This is a genomic window from Rhodococcus sp. IEGM 1330 (assembly GCF_033142445.1).
Classification (GTDB): domain Bacteria; phylum Actinomycetota; class Actinomycetes; order Mycobacteriales; family Mycobacteriaceae; genus Rhodococcoides.
This window is the reverse complement of sequence record NZ_JAWLSB010000011.1, coordinates 141,841-163,291: the sequence shown is the minus strand read 5'-3', so window position 1 is coordinate 163,291 and position 21,451 is coordinate 141,841. Positions and strand designations below refer to the sequence as shown.

Annotated in this window: 21 protein-coding genes; 13 read left to right on the top strand and 8 right to left on the bottom strand. The window is 64.8% G+C overall.

Features of this window, described 5'->3' with window-relative positions; genetic code table 11:
* The first annotated feature begins 133 nt into the window (after positions 1-133).
* The 6 genes from R4P57_RS22890 (at position 134) to R4P57_RS22865 (ending at position 5,913) form a co-directional block, all read left to right on the top strand.
* The gene (locus tag R4P57_RS22890; RefSeq protein WP_317805150.1) at positions 134-763 is read left to right on the top strand and encodes a hypothetical protein; all 630 of its coding nucleotides are present in this window, start codon (positions 134-136) and stop codon (positions 761-763) included.
* An 18-nt stretch (positions 764-781) separates the two neighbouring features.
* On the top strand, positions 782-1,978 hold the full coding sequence (locus R4P57_RS22885; protein WP_317805149.1) for a sensor histidine kinase: 1,197 nt from the start codon (positions 782-784) through the stop codon (positions 1,976-1,978).
* Entirely contained in the window at positions 1,978-2,637 is a 660-nt protein-coding gene (locus R4P57_RS22880) for a response regulator transcription factor (RefSeq protein WP_317805148.1), read from the top strand. The genes R4P57_RS22885 and R4P57_RS22880 overlap by 1 nt, the downstream gene beginning before the upstream one ends.
* An 81-nt stretch (positions 2,638-2,718) precedes the next feature.
* A complete protein-coding gene (locus tag R4P57_RS22875) occupies positions 2,719-3,471 on the top strand; it encodes an ABC transporter ATP-binding protein (protein ID WP_317805147.1) in 753 nt (250 codons plus the stop codon).
* Positions 3,468-4,850 (top strand): ABC transporter permease, encoded by a 1,383-nt coding sequence (locus R4P57_RS22870; RefSeq protein WP_317805146.1) that lies wholly within the window; start codon positions 3,468-3,470, stop codon positions 4,848-4,850. Before R4P57_RS22875 ends, R4P57_RS22870 begins: the two co-directional genes overlap by 4 nt.
* 784 nt (positions 4,851-5,634) lie before the next feature.
* Complete coding sequence (locus R4P57_RS22865) at positions 5,635-5,913, top strand: endonuclease domain-containing protein (RefSeq protein WP_317805145.1); 279 nt, start codon at positions 5,635-5,637, stop codon at positions 5,911-5,913.
* 108 nt (positions 5,914-6,021) lie between these two features.
* Here the strand turns inward: R4P57_RS22865 and egtD are convergent, their stop codons facing one another.
* Genes egtD through egtA form a run of 4 tightly spaced genes read right to left on the bottom strand, consistent with a single transcriptional unit; the run spans position 6,022 to position 10,298 of the window.
* A complete protein-coding gene (egtD, locus tag R4P57_RS22860; RefSeq protein ID WP_317805144.1) occupies positions 6,022-6,990 on the bottom strand; it encodes an L-histidine N(alpha)-methyltransferase in 969 nt (322 codons plus the stop codon).
* Between the two features lie 9 nt (positions 6,991-6,999).
* Positions 7,000-7,740: an ergothioneine biosynthesis protein EgtC gene (gene egtC, locus R4P57_RS22855; RefSeq protein ID WP_317805143.1), complete on the bottom strand. Its 741-nt coding sequence runs from the start codon at positions 7,738-7,740 to the stop codon at positions 7,000-7,002.
* On the bottom strand, positions 7,741-9,045 hold the full coding sequence (gene egtB, locus R4P57_RS22850) for an ergothioneine biosynthesis protein EgtB (RefSeq protein WP_317805142.1): 1,305 nt from the start codon (positions 9,043-9,045) through the stop codon (positions 7,741-7,743).
* Positions 9,042-10,298 carry an ergothioneine biosynthesis glutamate--cysteine ligase EgtA gene (gene egtA, locus R4P57_RS22845; RefSeq protein WP_317805141.1) on the bottom strand — a complete coding sequence of 419 codons (1,257 nt, stop codon included), beginning with the start codon at positions 10,296-10,298 and terminating at the stop codon, positions 9,042-9,044. The genes egtB and egtA overlap by 4 nt, the downstream gene beginning before the upstream one ends.
* Before the next feature lie 147 nt (positions 10,299-10,445).
* Between egtA and R4P57_RS22840 the strand changes: the two genes are divergently transcribed.
* Positions 10,446-11,615 (top strand): aminotransferase class V-fold PLP-dependent enzyme, encoded by a 1,170-nt coding sequence (locus R4P57_RS22840; RefSeq protein WP_317805140.1) that lies wholly within the window; start codon positions 10,446-10,448, stop codon positions 11,613-11,615.
* Here the strand turns inward: R4P57_RS22840 and R4P57_RS22835 are convergent.
* The gene (locus R4P57_RS22835) at positions 11,558-12,493 is read right to left on the bottom strand and encodes a DMT family transporter (RefSeq protein ID WP_317805138.1); all 936 of its coding nucleotides are present in this window, start codon (positions 12,491-12,493) and stop codon (positions 11,558-11,560) included. The two genes, R4P57_RS22840 and R4P57_RS22835, sit on opposite strands and share 58 nt — an antisense overlap.
* 73 nt (positions 12,494-12,566) lie before the next feature.
* Between R4P57_RS22835 and R4P57_RS22830 the strand changes: the two genes are divergently transcribed.
* The 3 genes from R4P57_RS22830 to pth all read left to right on the top strand — a co-directional run bounded on the left by R4P57_RS22830 (position 12,567) and on the right by pth (position 14,703).
* Complete coding sequence (locus R4P57_RS22830; protein WP_317805137.1) at positions 12,567-13,139, top strand: helix-turn-helix domain-containing protein; 573 nt, start codon at positions 12,567-12,569, stop codon at positions 13,137-13,139.
* Positions 13,140-13,353: 214 nt separating this feature from the next.
* Positions 13,354-14,016: a 50S ribosomal protein L25/general stress protein Ctc gene (locus tag R4P57_RS22825; protein WP_317805135.1), complete on the top strand. Its 663-nt coding sequence runs from the start codon at positions 13,354-13,356 to the stop codon at positions 14,014-14,016.
* Positions 14,017-14,097: 81 nt separating this feature from the next.
* Positions 14,098-14,703 (top strand): aminoacyl-tRNA hydrolase, encoded by a 606-nt coding sequence (gene pth, locus R4P57_RS22820; RefSeq protein WP_317805134.1) that lies wholly within the window; start codon positions 14,098-14,100, stop codon positions 14,701-14,703.
* On the opposite strand, the gene R4P57_RS22815 is transcribed toward pth, so the two are convergent.
* Positions 14,704-16,338, bottom strand: a complete 1,635-nt coding sequence (locus tag R4P57_RS22815) for a fatty acyl-AMP ligase (protein WP_317805133.1) — start codon at positions 16,336-16,338, stop codon at positions 14,704-14,706.
* 161 nt (positions 16,339-16,499) lie between these two features.
* Between R4P57_RS22815 and R4P57_RS22810 the strand changes: the two genes are divergently transcribed.
* The 3 genes from R4P57_RS22810 to R4P57_RS22800 all read left to right on the top strand — a co-directional run bounded on the left by R4P57_RS22810 (position 16,500) and on the right by R4P57_RS22800 (position 19,667).
* Positions 16,500-18,194, top strand: a complete 1,695-nt coding sequence (locus R4P57_RS22810; protein WP_317805132.1) for a peptide chain release factor 3 — start codon at positions 16,500-16,502, stop codon at positions 18,192-18,194.
* Positions 18,195-18,200: 6 nt separating this feature from the next.
* Positions 18,201-18,854, top strand: coding sequence for a nicotinamide riboside transporter PnuC (gene pnuC, locus R4P57_RS22805; RefSeq protein ID WP_317805131.1), 654 nt, complete (start codon positions 18,201-18,203; stop codon positions 18,852-18,854).
* 147 nt (positions 18,855-19,001) lie between these two features.
* Positions 19,002-19,667 carry a hypothetical protein gene (locus R4P57_RS22800; protein ID WP_317805130.1) on the top strand — a complete coding sequence of 222 codons (666 nt, stop codon included), beginning with the start codon at positions 19,002-19,004 and terminating at the stop codon, positions 19,665-19,667.
* A gap of 10 nt (positions 19,668-19,677) precedes the next feature.
* On the opposite strand, the gene R4P57_RS22795 is transcribed toward R4P57_RS22800, so the two are convergent.
* Complete coding sequence (locus R4P57_RS22795; RefSeq protein WP_317805129.1) at positions 19,678-20,676, bottom strand: enoyl-CoA hydratase/isomerase family protein; 999 nt, start codon at positions 20,674-20,676, stop codon at positions 19,678-19,680.
* A gap of 45 nt (positions 20,677-20,721) precedes the next feature.
* Positions 20,722-21,405, bottom strand: a complete 684-nt coding sequence (locus R4P57_RS22790; RefSeq protein ID WP_317805128.1) for a DUF4166 domain-containing protein — start codon at positions 21,403-21,405, stop codon at positions 20,722-20,724.
* Positions 21,406-21,451: the final 46 nt, after the last annotated feature.

Here is a 21,451-nt window from a genome sequence, read left to right as displayed (position 1 = left end):
AGGTCTGTTTCATCCCGCCCCGCCCACTCTCCGTCCGCGCCGCATGAACTACGTCACGTCCGTGACCGGAACCTGCAGCTCGCGAGACGGGGGTGTGCGGGGCGGGTTTTGTTGTCACCTAAGATGACTCGTCGTGATCGACGCAGACTCTCCCCACGGCCCGGCTGGAACTACTACGGTCAGAATTGCCCGATGGACGCCGGGCGGGTGCGTCTGGTGCGGTAGCACCGACAGCGTCGAGGACTTCCGAAACGAGCCGCGCTGCGGTCTGTGCCGCGAGAAGGAAGCCGTCATCGACGAGGCCAAGCACTTCATCGGGATGTATGGTCTGCGGCCCTTGGGCGGCACGCTGGCGTCCGAGGACGAAGAGGAGCGCGAGTACCGCGTCACCGCTCGGGATGCGCGTGAGGTGCTCAACCGTATCCGCCTCGAAAAGCTGCCCGATCCGGCTGCCGTCCGCAAAGCGTTGCGTCCCAGGGCCGCTGCTGCGGGGAACGCGCCGGCCTCTACGGCGTCCGGAGCGCCCGCCAAGGCACCGACGAAGAAGTCGCAAGCCGGTGTCACCGGCATCGATGCAATCGAACTGCAGTCCCGTGTGCAGAAGTTGCTCGGCCAGCTCACCTCCGTCGACGAGCAGATCAGCGCGCTCGACGGCGTGCAGGGCCTGCCGGCACGTGCTCGCATGAAGGATCTCGAACGGCAGCGCACCACCGTACTGTCGACTCTGGCCGCGCTCGAGAAGGCTCGTCGCCGCACCAACTGATCCACGTAGTCTGATCGAGTGCTGCGCAAGCGTTCGATCTCACGGCGGGTGCTCGATGTCACCTACGCCGTCGTCTTCGTTCTGCTCCTGCTGCCGTCCACGCTGAACGGAGCCTTCGGTACCGGAGCCGTCGGTGTGTTGGCCGGCTTCGGCGTCGCGTTGGCCATCCGGCGTCGCTCACCCCGATTGTCGTTGGCACTCGCCTGGGTTGTGGCCATCGTGCAGATGGTCAGCGGGGTGCTCCCCTTGTCTGCCAATACGGCAATCTTCGCGATTCTGTACTGCTCGGCCGCGTACGGCGACAGCGTCGTTCGACGCTTCGGGCTCGCGTCGGCCGTCGGCGGCGGAGTGATCGCGGCGCTGTACATGGCGTATGTGGACGGCAATCCGTTCGGCCCGCCCACGGAAGAGGGCTACCAGGAACCCCGGATCGCGCAGTTCGCCCTACTCCTCGCCGGCCTGTGGGCCATGCTGGGGTTGTCCTGGGCACTGGGCCGCCTCGCCTACGCCCGGCGCACCGCCATCGAATCCGCACACGCGCGCGAGCTCGCCGAAGTACATCAGGCCCGCGCCGAACACGAAGTGGCAATCGAGCAGGAGCGCAACAGAATTGCCCGCGACATGCACGACATCGTGGCGCATTCGCTGGCCGTGGTGATCGCGCAGGCCGACGGTGCACGCTATGTGCGCGCCGTCGATCCCGCTGCCGTCGACACTGCCCTGACGACCATCTCCGACACCGCGCGCGGGGCACTCTCCGACGTTCGGGTGTTGCTCGGACAACTTCGGCACAGTCAGGGCGATCTACCGAACCCGACACCCGACGATCTCGAGCGCCTGTTCGACCAGGTGCGCGCAACCGGACTGACCATCGACTCCTCGATCGACACCACGTCGGTGTCGTTGGGTGCCGGGGCGCACCTGGCGCTCTACCGGATCGCGCAGGAATCGCTGACCAATGCCCTACGTCACGGCGATCCCGACCAGCCGGTTACCGTCACTATCGAATCCGACTCCGCCGGCATCGAATTGACGGTGCGCAACAGTGTGTCCTCGGTGCGTTCGGCATCGGAATCGGGCGGCCACGGAATCGCCGGTATGAAGGAACGCGCCAGTCTCGCCGGTGGCATGTGCACCGCGTCCGGCGACGGCTCGTCGTGGACCGTGACTGCCTGGCTTCCTGCTGCCGGCTCGTCCACGAAGGGAATCAACTGATGGCCGATCGAATCAAGGTGGCTCTGGTCGACGATCAGCAGCTGTTCAGGGCGGGCATTCGCATGCTCATCTCCTCGCAGGCCGATCTGGAGTTCGTCGGTGAGGCGGGGAACGGAAAGGAAGCCGTGGAGCTCGCCGCGTCGGCGCGGCCCGACGTGATGCTCATGGACGTCCGGATGCCGGTGCTCGACGGTATCGCCGCGACCGAGCAGATCGTGGCCGCGTCCGATACTCCACCGCGCATTCTGGTGCTCACGACGTTCGATCTCGACGAGAGTGCGGCGCGAGCGATTCGTTCGGGGGCAAGTGGATTCGTACTCAAGGACGCGGACCCGGAATTTCTGCTCGCGGCGATCAGGACGGTTCATGCGGGCAACTCGGTGATTGCCGCGTCGGCGACGACGGGGCTGCTGGCGCACTTCACACCCACACCCGTGGTGCCGAAGGTCCCTGCAGAGTTCGCCACCCTCACCGCACGGGAGAAGGAGCTCTTCCGACTCACCGCCCGTGGGCTGAGCAACTCCGAGATCGCCGCGATGGAGTTCTTGAGCGAGGCGACGGTGAAGACGCACATCAGTCGAATCTTCGCCAAACTCGCGCTGCGCGATCGGGTGCAGTTGGTGGTCTACGCGTTCGAGCACGGACTCACTGGAGACTGACACCGAAGTCATCCTCCCGATGTACGAGGCGAAGACTCGCGCCTGATTACTCCGGTCCGCCGAATTCATAGCGTTGTGGGCATGACGATCACAGCAGGCCCCGTTGCCCGGGCATTTCAAGTCAGCAAACATTTCGGCGACTCGTCCAATCCGGTGAGCGCCCTCGACAACGTGTCTCTCGACATTCACGGCGGCCAGTTCACCGCCATCATGGGACCGTCCGGCTCCGGCAAATCGACCCTGATGCATGTGATGGCAGGACTGGACAACGCCAGCTCCGGACATCTGATGCTGGCCGGTGCCGACATCACAGCGGCCAACGACGACGCACTGACGACGCTGCGCCGCACGCAGGTCGGCTTCATCTTCCAGTCGTTCAATCTCGTTCCCACCCTTGATGTTCGGGGCAACATACTGCTGCCGTTCGAGCTCGACGGCCGCGCACCGACCGCCGAGGAGGCGGCCTGGATCGAGCAGCTCATCGACACTCTGGGATTGCAGGGGCGGGTGAACCACCGCCCGCATCAGCTCTCGGGTGGGCAGCAGCAGCGCGTCGCGATCGCCCGCGCGCTGGGTACGCGGCCACACCTCATCTTTGCCGACGAACCCACCGGCAACCTCGATTCTCGCACCGGCCGTGAGGTTCTCGGCCTACTCGCCGCAGCGGTGCGCGAGTACGGCCAGTCGATCGTGATGGTCACGCACGACCCCATCGCGGCCAGTTACGCCGATCGCATCGTCTTCCTCGCCGACGGTCACATCGTCAACGAACTGGGACGTTCGACGGCGGAGCAGATTTCGAGCTACATGCTGGGAATGGAGAGCGTCCGATGAGTGCGCTGACTTCGGCTCAGGCGTCGAAGGAGCACGGTGCCAGTCTTCTGGTCACGTCGCTGGCGTCGTTCTTCGGTGTGGTGTTGATTCAGGCGACCGCGTTCTTGGTCGATATCTTCGGCGGCGGGGAAGGCGGCGCGGCCATCACCGCGCTGTACAGCGTGGCCCTGGTGTTCATCGGTCTTGCACTGTATGTCGCGGCGGTGGTCACCTCGAACACGTTCGCGACGATCGTCGCGGGACGCACCCGCACCATCGCCCTTCTTCGGCTACTGGGTGCCCGGGCGCGTGACCTGCGTCGATCGGTGGCCAGGGAAGGCTTCCTCGTCGGGTTGTTCGGTGGTGCAGTCGGTGTGGTTCTCGGAATCGGTGCCAGTCACCTCGCGCGGGCGGTTGCGGTCTCGGCCGGTCAGTTGCCGGATGTGGAGTACACGTCCGTCCAGCCGCTGGTGATCCTGCCGGTCGTCATCGTGGTGCTGACGACTACCCTCGCGTCGTACGTCGGGTCTCGAAAGGTGTTGGACGTGACACCTGTTCAGGCCACGGGAGGCGCAGTGGACACGGGAGTGGAGGCTCCGCGGTCGCGTCGTATCAGGACGGTGCTGTCGATCGTGCTGATCGCGGGCGGAGTGGCGTTGCTCGGGCTCGGGATCCTGATCGGGATGGTGAACCCGACCGGCGTTCTGGTCGCGTTCCTCGGCGGTGTCGCCTCGTTCACCGGCATCATGGTCGGTGCCTATCGAATTCTGCCCGCGACGCTGAGGCTGGCCGGGAGACTGTTCGGCCGCGGACCTGCGGCGAGATTGGCCTCGGCCAACGCAATTCGCTATCCGGATCGCAGCACCCGCACCGCGGTGGGATTGCTGATCGGGGTGACGCTGGTGACCACGTTCGCCGTCGCGATGTACAGCTACCGGTCGATGCTCGTCAACGAGTACGACGAAGCCTCCGTCGACCAGGTACTCACCGTGACCGTAGGAATCATGACCGGACTGATCGGGTTCTCGGCTGTGATCGCGGCGGTCGGGATGGTGAACAACCTGCTGTTGAGCATTCTGCAGCGCACCCGAGAGATCGGTCTGTTGCGTGCACTCGGATTCACCCGCAAGCAGATTCGGGCGATGATCGTCTCGGAGAGCAGCCAGATGGTGGTCGCCTCGATGGGCTTCGGTCTGATTCTCGGCATCGGCTACGGCTGGGCCGCAGCACAATCGCTGCTGGGCTCACTGGATTCGCGCGGGCTCACGGCCCCCACTCTGCCGTGGGCCGTGATCGCCGGAACCGTGCTGTGCGGTGGACTCCTCGCGCTCGGGGCCTCACTGACTCCGGCACGACGGGCGAATCAAATTTCGCCGGTGGTCGCGTTGGCCGACGCCTGATCTCGAGGTCGGTGGTGCTCGGCGATGCCGGCCGGGCAGGGTTGCGCACTATCGACGCCGATCGACGGGATTCCGTCGATCGGCGGTCGTAGCGTGCACTGGTGCCCACTCTGCCGGGCACTGCCTGTGGATAACGTCATCGAGTTATCCACAATTGCGAGATTGCCACTGTTGCGCGGGCTCCCCAGCCGCAACGGTGTAGCAATGGGGGTTTACACAGTGCAACAGTTGGTGGCGCAAGGACTCAGTACGAGTGGCATTTCGAGGCGATCGCAGTCGGGAGAGCTCGTACGCCTGTTGCCGAAGGTCTACGCGACAGAGAAACCGGACTACTTCGGACTGTGCACCGGTGTGACTCTGTGGAAACCGAATGCCGTACTGAGCCACGAAAGTGCCGCCTGGTTGTGGGGACTGATCGAGTACGAACCGCGTCTGGTCGACGTCACGGTTGCCCCGAACGTCCAGTCGAGGTCGGTGCCATGGGTTCGAATTCATCGCCGACGCCTCATCGAGGTCCAGCTACACCGAGGCCTGCGAGTGGTGTCGCTGGAGCAGACATTCGTCGACGTCGCGACCTCGTTGTCGACGCCTGATCTCGAGAAGTTCTTCGACACCGCCATCGGCCATCATCTGCCGTGGCGACGGGTTGCCGAACTGTGCACCACGGCAAAGGGAATGCACGGGATGGCTGCCGTCCGGAAGCAGCTTGGAACATGCTGCCCGAGAACAAGATCCGAGCCGGAGCGCGTCGTAGCGCGGGCGTTGACCGCTCGCAACTTCCGCGATGGAGATCAATGCGCGCGTGGGGAAGTTCTACGGCGACCTGGTCGACTTTTCCGCACGAGTCATCGTCGAAATCGACGGCCGAGAGTTCCATACGGATTCCGCAACGTTCAACACCGATCGTCGACGCCAGAACGAGTTGGTACTCGATGGATGGTTGGTGCTGCGATACTCGGCGGCCACGGCGCTTGCGGACCTCGACCGCGTCGTGGACGAAATCATCACCGTGGTGCGGCGTCGTCGGAAATCGATCGCAGCAACGGACCGTCGACTCCCGTGAATACGCGGATGCGGCGGGCCAGGTTGCACGCTACGCGCGCTGATCGACGGGATCCCGTCGATCAGCGGTCGTAGCGTGCAATGGTGCCCACTCTGGCCGAGTAGGTCGCTACCCGCCCTTCCGAGCAAGGATGAGCGCGAAGCGAGATTCTGCATCGGACCACAGATGCTCGACGTCGAATCCTGCTGCAGCGAGTTCTTCTGTGATTCCCTCGGGCCGGAATTTCGCCGAGATCTCCGTGCGTAGGTCCTCACCGGCCTCGAAATGCACGTGCAGATCGAGGTCGGCGAGGTACACCTCCTGCGGCGAGGTAGCCCGCAGTCGCATCTCGATCCACTCCTGCTCGGCATTCCACAGCGCGACATGCTCGAAGGCATCGGGATCGAAGTTGCCGCCCAGGCGAGAGTTGATCACCGACAGCACGTTTCGATTGAACTGTGCAGTCACCCCGGCAGCGTCGTCGTACGCCGGCACGAGCACGTCCGGGTCGATGACCAAACCGACACCGAGAAGCAGATACTCGCCGGGATCCAGGGCGTCGGCGATGGCCTTCAGGAATTCCTTGCGCTCATCGGGCGTCAGATTACCGAGCGTTCCGCCGAGAAAAGCGATGGTCCGGCCATCGCCGCCCGGCAGATTGTGCAGGGTGTCGGTGAAATCGCTGACGATGCCGTGCACCTCGAGCGCCGGAAACTCCTGCGTGATCTGGCCGATGGCACCCTCGAGCGCCGAGATGGATACGTCCTGTGGCACATAAGTTTTCAGTGATCCGTGCTTGACTCCGGCGGAGAGCAGCAACTTCGTCTTCTCCGACGAGCCGGAACCGAGCTCGATCAACATGGTGGATTCGGTTGCCTCGGCGATGTCCAGAGCATGCTCCTCGAGGAGGGCGCGCTCGGTGCGTGTCGGGTAGTACTCCGGCAGCACCGTGATCTGCTCGAACAGCTCGCTGCCCAGAGCGTCGTAGAAGTACTTCGGCGAGAGCCACTTCGGTTCGGCAGTGAGACCGTCGCGCACGTCCTTGCGCAATTCGTCGACCAATGCTGTGTCGGCCAGATGTACGTCCACCGTGCTCATGAGGCTCCTTTACGATTCCAGGCTGGAAATGGTGAGGTCGGTTGTCGTGGCGACGACCATGCGTCGGTCGTCGATGAAAATCCAGTCGGGTCGATCATCGAGGGGTTCGGATGCGATCGTCACCGAATCCTCGGTCCGCAGAACCGACAGTGAATGATGCACCGCCGTGGCGTACATGCTCTCGCCGTCCGACAGTAGAAAGTTCAGACGAGCCTTGGGCGAGGTTGCGAGGACCCTACGAACCAGCATGCGCAGTGCCGACTCGGGATCGTGGGCGCGCAGCAGGGTCTGCAGCACGACCCACAGGGCGGCGGCATCGGTGGGCGCGGGCAACGCGAGCGCATCGATCGGCGGTACCTCCGACCACAATTCGGCCATCGACTGCGGCCAGCCGAACACCACACCGTTGTGACTGAACGCCCATCGGCCGTCGGTGAACGGGGCGCAGGCGCTGCGCTCGACCGGCATCCCGACGGTTGCCGATCGCACTGCAGCGATCACCGACCTCGACTGCACCTGCGGCAGAACATCGTCGACTGCCGGGTCTGTCCAGATGGGCATCGGGTTGCGGTAGCTGTGCACTGCACTCTTGCTGTCCCACCACGCGACACCGAATCCGTCGGCGTTGACGGTGCCGCCGCCGCGCATGTCGTTCGGTGCGAAGGATTGGGTGCGCAGTGAATGATCACCCTGCGTCAGCAGCGACCCGACAGAGGTGGCCGCGCCCAGATACCCGAGATGACGGCACATTCAGCTGGGCTCGACGTCGCGGGCCAACCGGAATCCGCTGAAGATCTGGCGGCGGATCGGGTGGTCCCAGTTGCGGAACGTGCCTCGACACGCCACCTCGTCGGTGCCGAACGAGCCACCGCGCAACACCTTGTAGTCGCCGCGGAGAAACACCTCGGAGTACTCGGCATAGGGGAACGCCTCGAACCCGGGGTACGGCTCGAAATCCGAGGAGGTCCACTCCCACACGTCACCGATGAGGTGATGCACACCGGCCGAGGAGGCACCGTCGGGATACGCGCCGACGTCCGCCGGTTCCAGATGCCGCTGATTCAGATTGGCATGTGCAGCAGTGGGTTCGGCGTCGCCCCACGGGTAGGCGTTGCTGGTGCGAGTGTCGGCGTCGAAACGCGCGGCCTTCTCCCACTCGGCCTCCGTCGGCAGACGCTTGCCTGCCCAGCGGGCGTAGGCGTCGGCCTCGAACCAGCACACGTGCACTACGGGCTGATGCGGGCGGACCGGCTTACGCACGCCGAAGCTGCGACGCCACCACGTGCCATCGGAGTCGGACTCCCAGAACTGCGGCGCGGTCAGGTTCGCGTCGAGGAGATGCTGCCAACCCTTCTCGGTCCACAGTTCACGGCGTTCGTAACCGCCGTCGGCAATGAAGTCCATGAACTGCGCGTTGGTGATCGGGGCCCGATCGATGGCGAAGGTCGGCACGTGCACGGCATGAGCCGGTCGCTCGTTGTCCAGTGCCCACGGGTCGAGCGAGGTCCCCATCGAGAACGGACCACCGGCAATGACGGCCTCACCCGACACCGGCACCACCGAGGCCGGTGAAGCAGGAGCCGTCAGAACCGCAGGCCCCGAACGCAATTGATGGGTCCCGAGCATGGTCTCGTCGTGCTGCTGCTCGTGCTGGGCGATCATGCCGAACGCGAAACCGTGCTTTTCGACCGGCCGACCCTCGAAAGTGCTGCGGCCGAGCACATCCCAGGCCTTGTCGCGGACGGTCCGAACGTAGACACGCGCCTCCTCCGGAGTGAGCAGCGGAAGCGACGTACGTGAAGAACGCGAGTGCTTGAACGCGTCGTACAGCTCGTCGATGTCCGGACGGACGGGGTCACGGCCCCCGACGTCGCGCACGAGCCAGAGTTCTTCCTGGCTACCGATGTGTGCGAGATCCCAGACCAGCGGACTCATCAACGGCGAATGCTGCGCCATCAGTTCGGTCTCGTCCACGCAGTCGGTGAGTGCTGCACTGCGGGCACGACTGCGAGTGAGGACCGTTTCGATCCTGCTCCTGAGTTGCTCAGCGCTCACACCGATTCCTTTCGAGTCTGAAATGCCCTTGTCGCCGTGTCGAATTCACTGGGGGGCTCGCCGGCACCGCACCGGCGAGATGCCGCCGACAGGTACTCGGAGAACTCGCCACCGACATCTGCTGCGAGGTCGAGCAATTCGGTTGCGGCGATGCGTAGGTCACGATCTGCCAGCCCGACGCGGGCCGCGTCGAGCCACCGTCCGGCCGTCCCGCCGCCGATCTCGGTGGCGCGTGCCACCAGTTCGGGTGTGGACAGCAGTGCCTCGAACGCCGCCGCCGGAACCACCCATTGACCGTCCGGCTGCGCGTCGAGATAGCGAATCTCGAGGTGCCCGCAGGCGCGTACCTGGGGGAACAGGGTGGTCAGGTGATAGTCGAGGTCACTGGAGTTCGGCGCGCGTCCGACGATGTCGGGATCGTCCAACCACTGAGCGAACGTGGTGCCCACCGGCGCTTCCCAGTTCTGGGTGCCGCCTTGGATGCAGAGCAGTGGAACGTCGAGTGCCCAGCGTGCGTAGTCGGCGATCGGGTCGCCGGTGTTCGGAGCCGCAGTTCTGCTGGAATCGGTTCTGCTGGAATCGAGTTCGATCCAGGTTCGCATCCGCTGCGATGCCCAGTTCCCCCCGGGCGCGCCGGCGAGTTCGGGAGAGCGCGCAAACGCGGCCACGAAGGCAGGACCGATGACGTGCAGCATGTGCCAGCGCGCGGCCACCTCGGCGCGATCACGTCCCGCGTCGACGCTCACCTGAGCCGCAGCGGTGTTGCACATCATCAACTTCCCGAAGGGGCCGATGGTGGTGAACCGATTCTCCATCGCGCAGTACCGCGGTAGAACGAGGAGGCGTTCGGGTGCCCGAACGGTATCGGCCGGAACAGATGCGATGTCGATGCCGGCACTACCGAGAATGTCCCGCAGCAGCCGCGCATCGGCGTCGAGCATCGGTGCGAGATGGGAAACGGATGCATAAGGCGAACTGGACAATTCGACCTGACCGCCGGGTTCGACGGTGACGATGCTGCCGCCCGGCAACGACAGGGCGGGTGACTCGGGATCGAGACTGCGCGGGGAATGAACACCGAGCGCAGCGGCCAGAGCTGAGAGGGTCGGACGGGTTCCGTCGTCGAGGGCGGTGAGCCACTCGAGTTCGGCACCGATGAGAGCCGGCGGCCCCAGTTTGAAACACACCTTCGACACATATGCCTCTGCTGCCGGGCGCGAGCTCAGCCCGAGAGACTTCTCGTTGGACGACACTTTTTCCTTCTTTCCGCACTCAACACGTTTTCCGCTTGGAGAACGTACCCAGCTGCGGGGATCGAAAACGCCGCGATCCCTCGTCTTGTCGAGGCTACCGATTGTGGAACTCTGGTGCCCGAGAGTTCGCCACCGAAAGGACGACCGATGCTCGATCACGACCGCATTCGACGCGACACCCCCGGCGCGTCGGGCCGGGTGTTCCTCGACAGCGCCGGATCCTCGTTACCTCCGACCGTCGTCCTCGATACTGCGATCGCGCACCTGCGACGGGAAGCAGAAATCGGTGGCTACCGGGCCGCACACGAACGACTCGATGACCTCGCCGCGGTCAAGACCTCGATCGGAACCTTGATCGGAGCCCCGGCGTCGACCATCGCACTGAGCGATTCTGCGACACGAGCCTGGACCGACTTCTTCTACTCGGTACCGCTGTCCCCTGGCGACCGAATCCTGCTGTGCGAGGCCGAATACGCCAGCAATGCCATCTCGGCCCTCCACCGCGCCGAGGTCACCGGTGCAACGGTGGAGATAGTCCCGAGTGACGAATCGGGACGCATCGACGTGCACGCACTGGAATCGATGCTCGACGACCGGGTGAAACTGGTCTCGGTGGTACACGCCCCCACCAACGGCGGCCTGATCAATCCCGCCCGCGCCGTCGCCGATCTCGCGCACCGCCACGGCGCACTGGTCCTGCTCGACGCCTGCCAGTCCATCGGGCAGATGCGCGTCGACGTCGAGGAACTGGGAGTCGATGCGCTCTCGGCCACCGGCCGCAAATGGCTGCGCGGCCCGCGCGGAACCGGCTTCCTCCACCTGCGACCGGGCTTGGCGTCGACGCTGCATCCGCCGGCTCTCGACTTGCACAGCGCCCAATGGGTCGACCGACAGACGTATCGAATGGCCGACGATGCCACGCGATTCGAGTTCTGGGAATGCGACGTCGCGGCCAGGCTCGCACTCGGCGCTGCCGTCGACTATCTACTCGAGCTCGGTCTCGACCGCGTCGAAGAAGCAGTCGCCGAACGCGCCGAATACCTGCGCGCCGGACTCCGGAGAATCCCCGGGGCGACGGTGCGGGATCTGGGCGATCGCAAGAGTGGCATCGTCTCGTTCACCGTCGACGGCGAAGATCCCGTCGCCGTGCGTGACCGACTCGCCGACAGCTCGGTGACGGTGACCGTCAGCCACCGCAGCTCGACGCGCCTGGACATGACGGGCCGGGGACTCGACGCCGTCGTTCGTGCATCTCCCCACTATTTCGTCACGTTCGCGGAACTGGACACGATGCTCGCTGCGCTCGCAGGTGCATGAAACTTCGGCGTCTGGGTCGAAGTTCCACTCACATAGGCAGCAACCCCGATTGCCGAGACCACCAGACCACCGACTCCGAGCCAGGTGATCGCATCACCGAACATGAGCCAGGCCCACAGCATCGTCGTCGGCGGAGTCAGATAGAGCAGCACGCTGGCGCGAGTGGGGCCGTTGCGACGCACCACGAACAGGTACGCGCCGTATGCCCCGAAGGTCGAGAGCACGACCGTCCAGGCGACAGCCGCGAGGAAGCCCGTCGTCATCGGCGGTGCGACATCGCCGGCCAGCGCGCTCCACGTCATGAATCCGACTGCACTGATGGAACATTGGATCGCCATCGCCAAGGGGATCGGCTCCTTGGGGTCGAGTATCCGTTGACCGATCGTGCCCACCGACAGTGCCAGCATCCCCGCAGCCGGTAGTAGATAGACCGGCCAGGCGAGATCGGCACCGGACAGGTCTCCGACCACCACCAGAGAGACACCCGCAATCCCGACGACGAGTCCCAGGGTCTGCCGTCCTCCGACGCGTTCGCCGAAGATCCGGCTCGACGCCATCGCGACCACCAGCGGCTGCAGTGCGGCGATCAACGCGGCGACACCGGGTGGCACGCCCATCCCGATGCCGGTGATGGTGGCACCGAGGTAGAGAAACTGACAGAACAGGCCGAGGACTGCGTGGATTCGGATGGCACGCCAGGTGGGGGTCAACTTCCGGTACCGGCACCACGCGATCAGCAGCGCGACGGCGGCGAGGTAGCGCCAGGCCAGAAGGGTGTGGGCCGGTGCTTCGGCGGTTCCGAGTTCTGCTCCGATGAAGCCCGAACTCCACAGCACCACCAGTGCAGTACCTGCGATGGCGTCGACGCGTGATCTCATGAACCGATGTAAACATACAGGTCTGTATACTTGCAGTGCACCTGCCGCTGACCAGCGCTTTCGAAAGGCAACCATGCTCGACAAGCCACTCACCCCGGCCGGAGAACGCATCCTGACCGTCGCCAGCGAACTGTTCTACGCCCGGGGCATCCGAGCCGTCGGAGTCGACCTCATCGCGGAGGAAGCCGGCACCACGAAGAAGACCCTGTATGACCGATTCGGCTCCAAGGACGGCCTGGTGCAGCGCTACCTCACCCGCCGATACGGTCTGTGGTGCGATCACGTGACGCAGTACGTCGAATCCCTCGAACCCGGCGACGCGCGCATCCTCGGGGTGTACGACGCCCTCGACATCTGGATGCGCGACAACCATCGTGGCTGCGGATTCGTCAACGCCTTCGCGGAGTTCGGCGGCACCGACAGCCCGGTGCTCGCGATCATCGAGTCCGAGAAGAACTGGACGAGATCGTTGTTCGCGCGACTAACCGGCGAAGCCGGATACCCCGATGCCGAACAGCTGGGAACACGGCTCGCGGTGCTGCACGAGGGCGCGGTGGTGATGGGGACGGCCGGCGGCCGTGATGATGCGATATCCGTGGCGCGTGGTGTTGCCGCCGAGTTGCTCGCTGCGCTCGCAAGTGAGTGACACTTCGTAGCAGGGGTCGAACTTCCACGCACATGACGTGGTCGTGTATTGTTTTCCAGGTTGTCTCGGCGAGGGTAGATCCGACGAATTCCGGGTCCACCGTTATCGACGCGGCTCGGCCCCGTTGGCCGCGCTCGATCGTGTCCGCCCCGACGAGCTTGACCGCCCGACGAAGTACGCCGCACGAACCACAGTTATCAGGAGCAGTAGCACCATGGCATCGAAGACCAACAATCTCACCGCACTCGTCCGCACCGAATTCGGCAAGGGCGCAGCACGCCGCACCCGCCGCGACGGCCTCGTGCCCGCCGTTCTGTACGGACACGCCACCGACCCCCGCCACCTCGCACTCGACGCCCGCGCATTCGCAGCAGTGCTCCGTAACAACGGAACCAACGCCGTGCTCACCCTCGACATCGACGGCACAGAGCAGGTTGCACTGACCAAGTCGATCGTCGTGCACCCGATCCGTCGCAGCATCGAGCACGCCGACCTCCTCGTCCTGAAGAAGGGCGAGCGCGTCACCGTCGAGGTCAACGTCATCGTCGAGGGCGACGCCGCCGCCGGCACGCTGGTCACCACCGACTCCACCTACGTCGAGATCGAAGCCGACGCACTGGAGATCCCGGAGTCCATCACCGTCTCCGTCGAGGGCGCGGAGATCGGCACGCAGATCACCGCAGGCGACCTGCAGCTGGAAGACGGCGTCGTGCTGATCTCCGACGCAGAACTCCTCCTTGTCAACGTCGTCGAGGCTCCGTCCGAGGAAGACCTCGAGGCCGATGGCGAAGGCACCGAGCCGATCACCGAGGAAGGCGAAGCCGAGACTCAGGAAGAGGCAGCGTCCGAGGACGAGAACAGCTCCGACGAGAGCTGATACTCACCCAGCACGAAAGAACGGCGCGCCACTTCTCACGGGAGGTGGCGCGCCGTTCGCCTTCGAATAGTCGATGAGAGAATGACGCACGTGAGCACCGAACCTGCCCCACTCGACGGGCCCGCACTGATCGTCGGCCTGGGAAATCCCGGTCCGCAGTACGAAAAGACCCGTCACAACGTGGGATTCATGGTGGCCGACGCCCTAGCCGGACGCATCGGCGGGGCGTTCTCCTCGCACAAGAAGTCCAACTCCGACATCGTGCAAGCCCGTCTCGGCAGCCGCTCGGTTGTCATCGCCAAGCCGCGCACCTTCATGAATCTCTCGGGACAGCCGGTGGCTGCGTTGGCGCGCTTCTTCTCGATCGAGCCGGCGAACATCGTGGTGGTGCACGACGAGCTGGACATCGACTTCGGTGCACTGCGGCTCAAACTCGGCGGCGGCGAAGGCGGCCACAACGGCCTCCGCTCGATCTCGCAGCACCTGAGCACCAAGGACTACCTGCGGGTGCGCGTCGGCGTCGGGCGGCCACCGGGGCGGATGGATCCGGCGTCGTTCGTGCTCAAGCCGTTCTCCGCGGCCGAGCGCAAGGATCTCGGCGTCGTCGTCGAGGAAGCCGCCGATGCCGCAGAGCTCCTGCTCTCGGCCGGCCTCGAAGCGGCACAGAACAGGGTGCACCCGCGCTGATCACGCCAGCAGCGACGCCGAATTCGCCCGTCGTAGTTTGCCGCTCGACGTCTTCGGAATACTGCCCGGCCCCAACACCGCAACGGTTCGCGGCCGCACACCCACCTCCGAGTGCACCGCGTGGATCACTTCACGTTCGATGCGCTTGACCTCGTCCGGCTTGTCCACGTCGTTGGTTTCCACTGCCACCGCGAAACTTTCGCGTTTGTCACCGGCATCGAGCCGGATGGCGACGGCATTGCCCGGCCGCACACCGGCAACAGTGCCCGCGGCCCGTTCGATGTCGGTGGGATAGATGTTGCGACCACCCATGATGATGACGTCCTTGATGCGCCCGCAGACGACCACCAGTTCGTCCTCGGTGATGTAGCCGACGTCGCCGGTATCGAGCCAGCCGTCGGCGTCGAGCGTCGACACCGGGCCCTCGACGGTGATGTATCCGGGCGTGACGGCCTTGCCGCGCACCTCGATGATGCCGACGCCCCGTGCGGTGAGCACCTGCCCCTCCTTGTCGACGACGCGTCCCTCCAACCCGGGGACGAACCTGCCGAGCGTCGCGAGGGAACGGGTGTTGCCGCGAGTGGACGGGACGGCGCGACCGAGGGTCTCGAGCAGGTCCGCGTCGACCACGTCGATCACCTGCCCCTGAGCGGGATCCGGAATCGACACTGCGAGAGTGGTTTCCGCCATTCCGTAGACCGGAGCCAGAGCCAGAGGGTTCAGCTTGTACTGGGCCCCGGCCTCGGCGAGCGCGATCATGGTGTCCGGATCGACCGGCTCGGCCCCGTTCCAGGCGTAACGCAGAGTCGACAGATCGAGATCCAGATCGTCCTCGGCCTGACGCAACCGCCGCGCCAGCAGCGAGTACGCGAAGTTGGGCGCTGCGGTGACGGTTCCGCGGTACTTGTGAATCAGCTTGGCCCACAACAGCGGCGAGCGCAGGAAGTCCAGTGGAGTGATGCTGACGACCTCGGCACCGACCTGCATCGGCACCGACAGAAAGCCCACCATCCCCATGTCGTGGAACAGTGGCAGCCAACTGACCATCACATCGGAATCGACATCGAATTCGATGCGGTCGATCATGGCGTAGGCATTGACGTAGAAGTTCTCGTGCGTGATCCGCACGGCCTTCGGCGAACCGGTCGAGCCGGACGTGAGTTGCTGCAGCGCGATATCGGACTCGGCTGTCGGCACCGGATCGATGTCGCGACCGGTCTTCATGTCCTCGATCTTCAGCACGGTGATGCCGCGCTCCTCGAGCACGGGTGCGGCGATGTCGAACGGAGCCCCGAGAATCACGGCCTTGGCCTCGATCATCCGTACGACGGTCTCGGTGTCCTCACCCCAGACGGCGAGGTCGGTCCTCGGAGTGGGCTGGTGCAGCATCGTCACCGATCCCCCGCGCATCCACGTCGCCTGGCACGCGGGCGCGATGTCCACCGGCTGACCGGCCAGGATCCCGATCGCGTCCCCGTGTTCGACGCCTGCGTCGGCCAGAGCTCCGGCCATTCGCCGCGCCTGCTCGTGGATCTCACCCCAGGACTGCCGAAGCGCCTCGTCGGGCTCGCCGGTGACCAGACCGTGCTTGCTGGTGCTCGCGGTCTCGAACATCTCTTCGGTGAACTTGCTCAACGCGCGTCTCCTCGTGAGGGATCTCCCGGCCCACCGTTCACAGTAGGCACTCCCGCCCCGACCGAGGGGAACAACGGGCCGCGTATCCTGAGAAATCGAATGCAGGATTTCTGCTCCGGCCACTCTTTCGGTGCCGCCCTTGCTACGAGAATGAGGTCTTCGTGAGTACCCCGTCCAGCACCCCCGACGTCGACGCAACGCTCGAAGGGTCCGGACCGGCAGCGCTCGACGAGTCCGGGACCACCCGAAGCCAGGCCAAAGAGCTCGAGACCGAGGTCGCGAGGCGTCGAACATTCGCGGTGATCTCGCACCCCGACGCCGGTAAGTCGACGCTCACCGAGGCTCTGGCCCTGCATGCACGTGTCATCTCCGAGGCCGGTGCCATCCACGGCAAAGCCGGCCGCCGCTCCACCGTCTCCGACTGGATGGAGATGGAGAAGGCCCGCGGTATCTCGGTGAGTTCGACTGCGCTGCAGTTCAATTACCAGACCTCGCCCGACGCCGAGATCACCAACGTCATCAACCTCGTCGACACCCCCGGTCACGCCGACTTCTCCGAGGACACCTACCGCGTGCTCACCGCCGTCGACGCGGCCGTGATGCTGATCGACGCCGCCAAGGGCCTCGAACCGCAGACCCTCAAGCTGTTCCAGGTGTGCCGCCAGTTCGGCATCCCGGTCATCACCGTCATCAACAAGTGGGACCGCCCGGGCCAGTCGCCGCTCGAGCTCCTCGACGAGATCGAGTCGCGGATCGGCCTGACGCCGACGCCTCTCTACTGGCCCGTCGGGATCGCCGGTGACTTCCGCGGCCTGCTCGACGTACAGGACGGCAGCTACATCCGCTTCACCCGGACCGCCGGTGGTGCGACCATCGCGCCCGAGGAATTCATGACGGCCGAGGCCGCGGCCGAACGTGAGGGCGTCGACTGGGACACCGCCGTCGAGGAGAGCGATCTGCTGATCTCGAGCGGTCAGCAGCACGATCAGGAGATGTTCCTGGCCGGTCAGACGTCGCCGGTGATCTTCGGCTCCGCGATGCTCAACTTCGGCGTCCGGCAGATTCTCGACACCCTCGTGGCCCTCGCGCCGCCACCCGGCCCGCGAGACGACGTCTCGGGCGGTGTACGCGAGGTCGACGACCCGTTCAGCGCCGTCGTGTTCAAGGTGCAGGCGGGCATGGACACCGCGCACCGCGACCGACTGGCTTTCATGCGTGTGGTCTCCGGAGTGTTCGAGCGCGGCATGGTCGTCACGCACTCGCAAACCAAGAAGCCGTTCACCACCAAGTACGCATTGACGGTGTTCGGTCGCGATCGTACGACCGTCGAGAACGCCTACCCGGGAGACATCGTCGGCCTCGTCAACGCGACCGCACTCGCCCCGGGTCACACGCTCTACACCGACAAGAAGGTCGAGTTCCCGCCCATTCCGTCGTTCGCACCCGAGCACTTCTCGGCCCTGCGCGTCGACAGCGCCGACAAGTACAAGAAGTTCCGCCGCGCCGTCGAGCAACTCGACTCCGAGGGCGTCGTTCAGGTGCTGCGCAACGACATTCGCGGCGACGCGTCCCCCGTACTCGCCGCCGTCGGACCCATGCAGTTCGAGGTGGTCACCGCACGAATGAAGACCGAGTTCGGCGTCGACGCTCGGATGGAACCACTCGGATACTCCCTTGCTCGACGCACCGACGCGGCCTCGGCCGTCGAGTTGGGTCGCCAACGCGGTGTCGAGGTCTTCACCCGCACCGACGGCGCGCTGCTGGCGCTGGTGAGCGACAAGTGGCGTCTGCAGTACATCCAGAAAGAAATGCCCGAGCTGACCCTCGAACCACTCGTCGCCGCGGGTGATCAGTAGCACCCCGTGCTGATCGATCTGCTCGACGCAGAATTCTCCGTTCTGGGGCACCCGATTCTGTGGCGTGAGGTGGTCGGCAACGGTTTCGGCTTGCTCTCGGCGATCGGCGGGATGCGCCGCGTCGTATGGGCGTGGCCGGTGGGGATCATCGGAAATGCGCTGCTGTTCACCGTCTTTCTGGGCGGCGTGTTCCACACTCCGCAGGCGCTCGATCTGTACGGCCAGGCCGGGCGACAGCTGATGTTCATCGCCGTGAGCGTCTACGGGTTGATGCGCTGGCTGCGGGACTCGAAGCGATCGGGGGCCGCGGTTCTACCGCGGTGGGGCACAGCGCGGGAGCGGACGGCGATGATCGTCGTCGCGATCGTCGGCACGGTGGTGTTCGCGCAGCTGTTCGGCTACCTCGGCTCGTTCGGCAAGTGGGCCGACGCGTGGATTTTCACCGGATCCATGCTGGCGACCTTCGGAATGGCGCGTGGACTCACCGAGTTCTGGCTGATCTGGATAGCGGTGGACATCGTGGGCGTTCCGTTGCTGATCGTCGCCGGGTTCTATCCATCCGCGGTTCTCTACCTCGTGTACGCCGCGTTCGTGGCCTGGGGATTTGCGGTGTGGTTCAGGATCCAGAACAAGAACTTCGGTCAAAAAATGGCGTCTTAAACAATCGTGATGCTACTCTCAGTGGGTCCGAACAAACTTCGAGTACGTTTTTGCGTGCTCGACGCCGAGTAGCCCGTCCTGATCGATACCCGATCGTGACATCTCGGCGCGGAACCACCTGGGAATCACGATGAAGTGGACAACGACATGACTAAGGGATCGAACTACCCATTGGCCGGGATCAAGGTCGGTGGCGCTCCCGCGCATCGTTTGGCGACGCCGCCGAAGTCCGACTCCGCTTCACCCGCCGGTGGCCGCACCGATTCTTCGGCGGCTGCGCCCGCCGAGAAGGCGGCCGAGACCCCTATCACCGAGAAGTCGGAGGCAGTGGTCACGTCCACCGAGAAGGCGTCCGCAACAACGCCTGCACCAGCAACGTCGTCCGCCACGGATTCAACGACCCCCCGCGCGGATCGACGTCGTCCAGAGAAGCCCGCCACGGAATCGAACGAGGTTGAAGTGACTACAAGCGATCAGATCTCAGAACACGGCCTGCCCACCAACGGCCGCTCTACCACTCACGGCTCCAGCGCCGGCACGTCGCCGTCGCTCGGTCGCGGCCAGGGACCCGACCGTCGCACCGCCATGGGCGTCGCCTCGGTACGCATCGCAGGCCGCTTGACCCAGAACGAGCTCGGCAGCCGCACCGGAGACATCCGCACCCCCGACACCTCCGTCGGCCCCGACGAGCTGCTCCAGCTCCTCGGCGAATACCTCGTCTCGGGTGGCCTGCAGAACCCCGAGATCCACGTGCGCTCCAACGGCCAGACCATCGTGCTGGACCTGCAGAACCCCGCCAAGGGCTACCGCTGACCCGTAGCGGTCACAACAGCTGCTGGAATGCCTCTGGTCGCACCATCTCGAGTACCAGAGGCTTCCATTGCGGCGCTCGGTCCTTGTCGACCAACACTGCACGAACGCCCTCGGCGAAGTCCGGTTCGGTGATGATCCACGTCGCCATCCGCAACTCCCGATCGAGGCATTCACGCAACGTACTGCCGGCCCCGCGTGTGATCAGCGCGTCGGTCGCCATCAGGGACGTCGGCGACAGCGTCGCCAACTGAGTCTTCGTGGTCCGCGACCAGGGTGTGTCGCACACCAGAGCATCGATGATGTCGACGAGTGAGTTCCTCTCGAACACTGCTGCCACCGCCTCCGCATCGAACGACAGCTCGGTCGTCGGCGGCGCAGTGGTGTGTCGATCCAACACCTCGTGCAGATCCACGCCTGCGAGAATGTCCGCCTTCAGAGCCGACACGACCTCACTCGGGCAGAAATGCGTCGCCAATCCCAGCGCGAGCGCGTCGGATCCGGTGATACGAGTTCCCGTCAGCGCCAGGTAGCGTCCGACATGGCCTGGCAGACGCGAGAGAAAGTAGCTCGACCCCACGTCCGGCACAAAACCGATCGCCGTCTCCGGCATGGCCAACACGGCGTTCTCTGTGACGATGCGGATGCCGCCGTGAATCGAGATACCCAAGCCACCGCCGAAAGCCGCAGCTTCGATGACGGCGATGTACGGCTTGGGGTAGTCGGCAATCAACTCGTCGAGGTCGTACTCCGCCGCGAAATACGCCGGACCGGCCTCGTGGTCACCGTCGACGACGGCCTGCCGAATCGCCTTGATGTCGCCGCCCGCGCAGAACGCCCGAGGTGAACTGCTCGTCACCAGAACGGAAGTGACCGCATCGTCGTCTCGCCACGCATCGAGTGCGGCGCGGATGCCGTCGATCATGGCACCGTTCAACGAGTTCAGAGCCTCCGGCCGGTTCAGGACGATATGCCCTACGCCACCCACGATCTCGGCTTCGACAACGGCCACTGTTGACTCCTTCACACGCAGATCGTTCGACGCGTAACAGTAGCGCTATTCGCGAGCCTCGACCGACCGCGGACGCGCGTCACCGGGAATGTCGGTGGTGAGACAGGGCCGCTCTTCTGCAGTGAACCAACCGCGATAGAGAAACAGCTGTCCGAGCACCGGGCTCTTCACCTCGATCTCGATGCGATGGCGTTCCTCGGCCGCATCCCACCACTCCCGACCGATCGTCAACGCCGACGCCACCTTCGGCAACTTCGGTGCCACAGGGCCCAGCAGGAATCGCGGCACCTCGCTCTCGAGCACCAGGCCACCATCGGCATCGACCTCACACCTGGTGTGCACCACCATGTCCGACGAGAAACCCAGGTAGTCCAAGGCATACGTGTCGGACTCGGCGGAGGACACCATCACCGAATTCATCCCCTGCGGGCGACCCGCGAAAGCGAAGCGACGCACGAAAGACATTGTCTCGCGGCCCAGTTCGTCGACATACGCATAGTTGGCGATGGTGAACGGCACGTCCTTGCCGACACCGGCGGGAAAGAGACCACGTTTGCGTCCGGCCCACAGCAACGGCGGCGGCACGAGCCGAGAATGCGTCATCTCCTCCATCACGCCCACCCCGAACTGAGCAAGATTGTCCGAGGACTGCAATCCGAAGCGCCACTGAACCTTGGGATGCAGACGAGCAAAATCCGAACCGAGTACTTCCGCGACGACCGATGTCATGACTCCAGTATGCGCTGCGCGCATGTGAGCGAAACTTCGTAGTGGG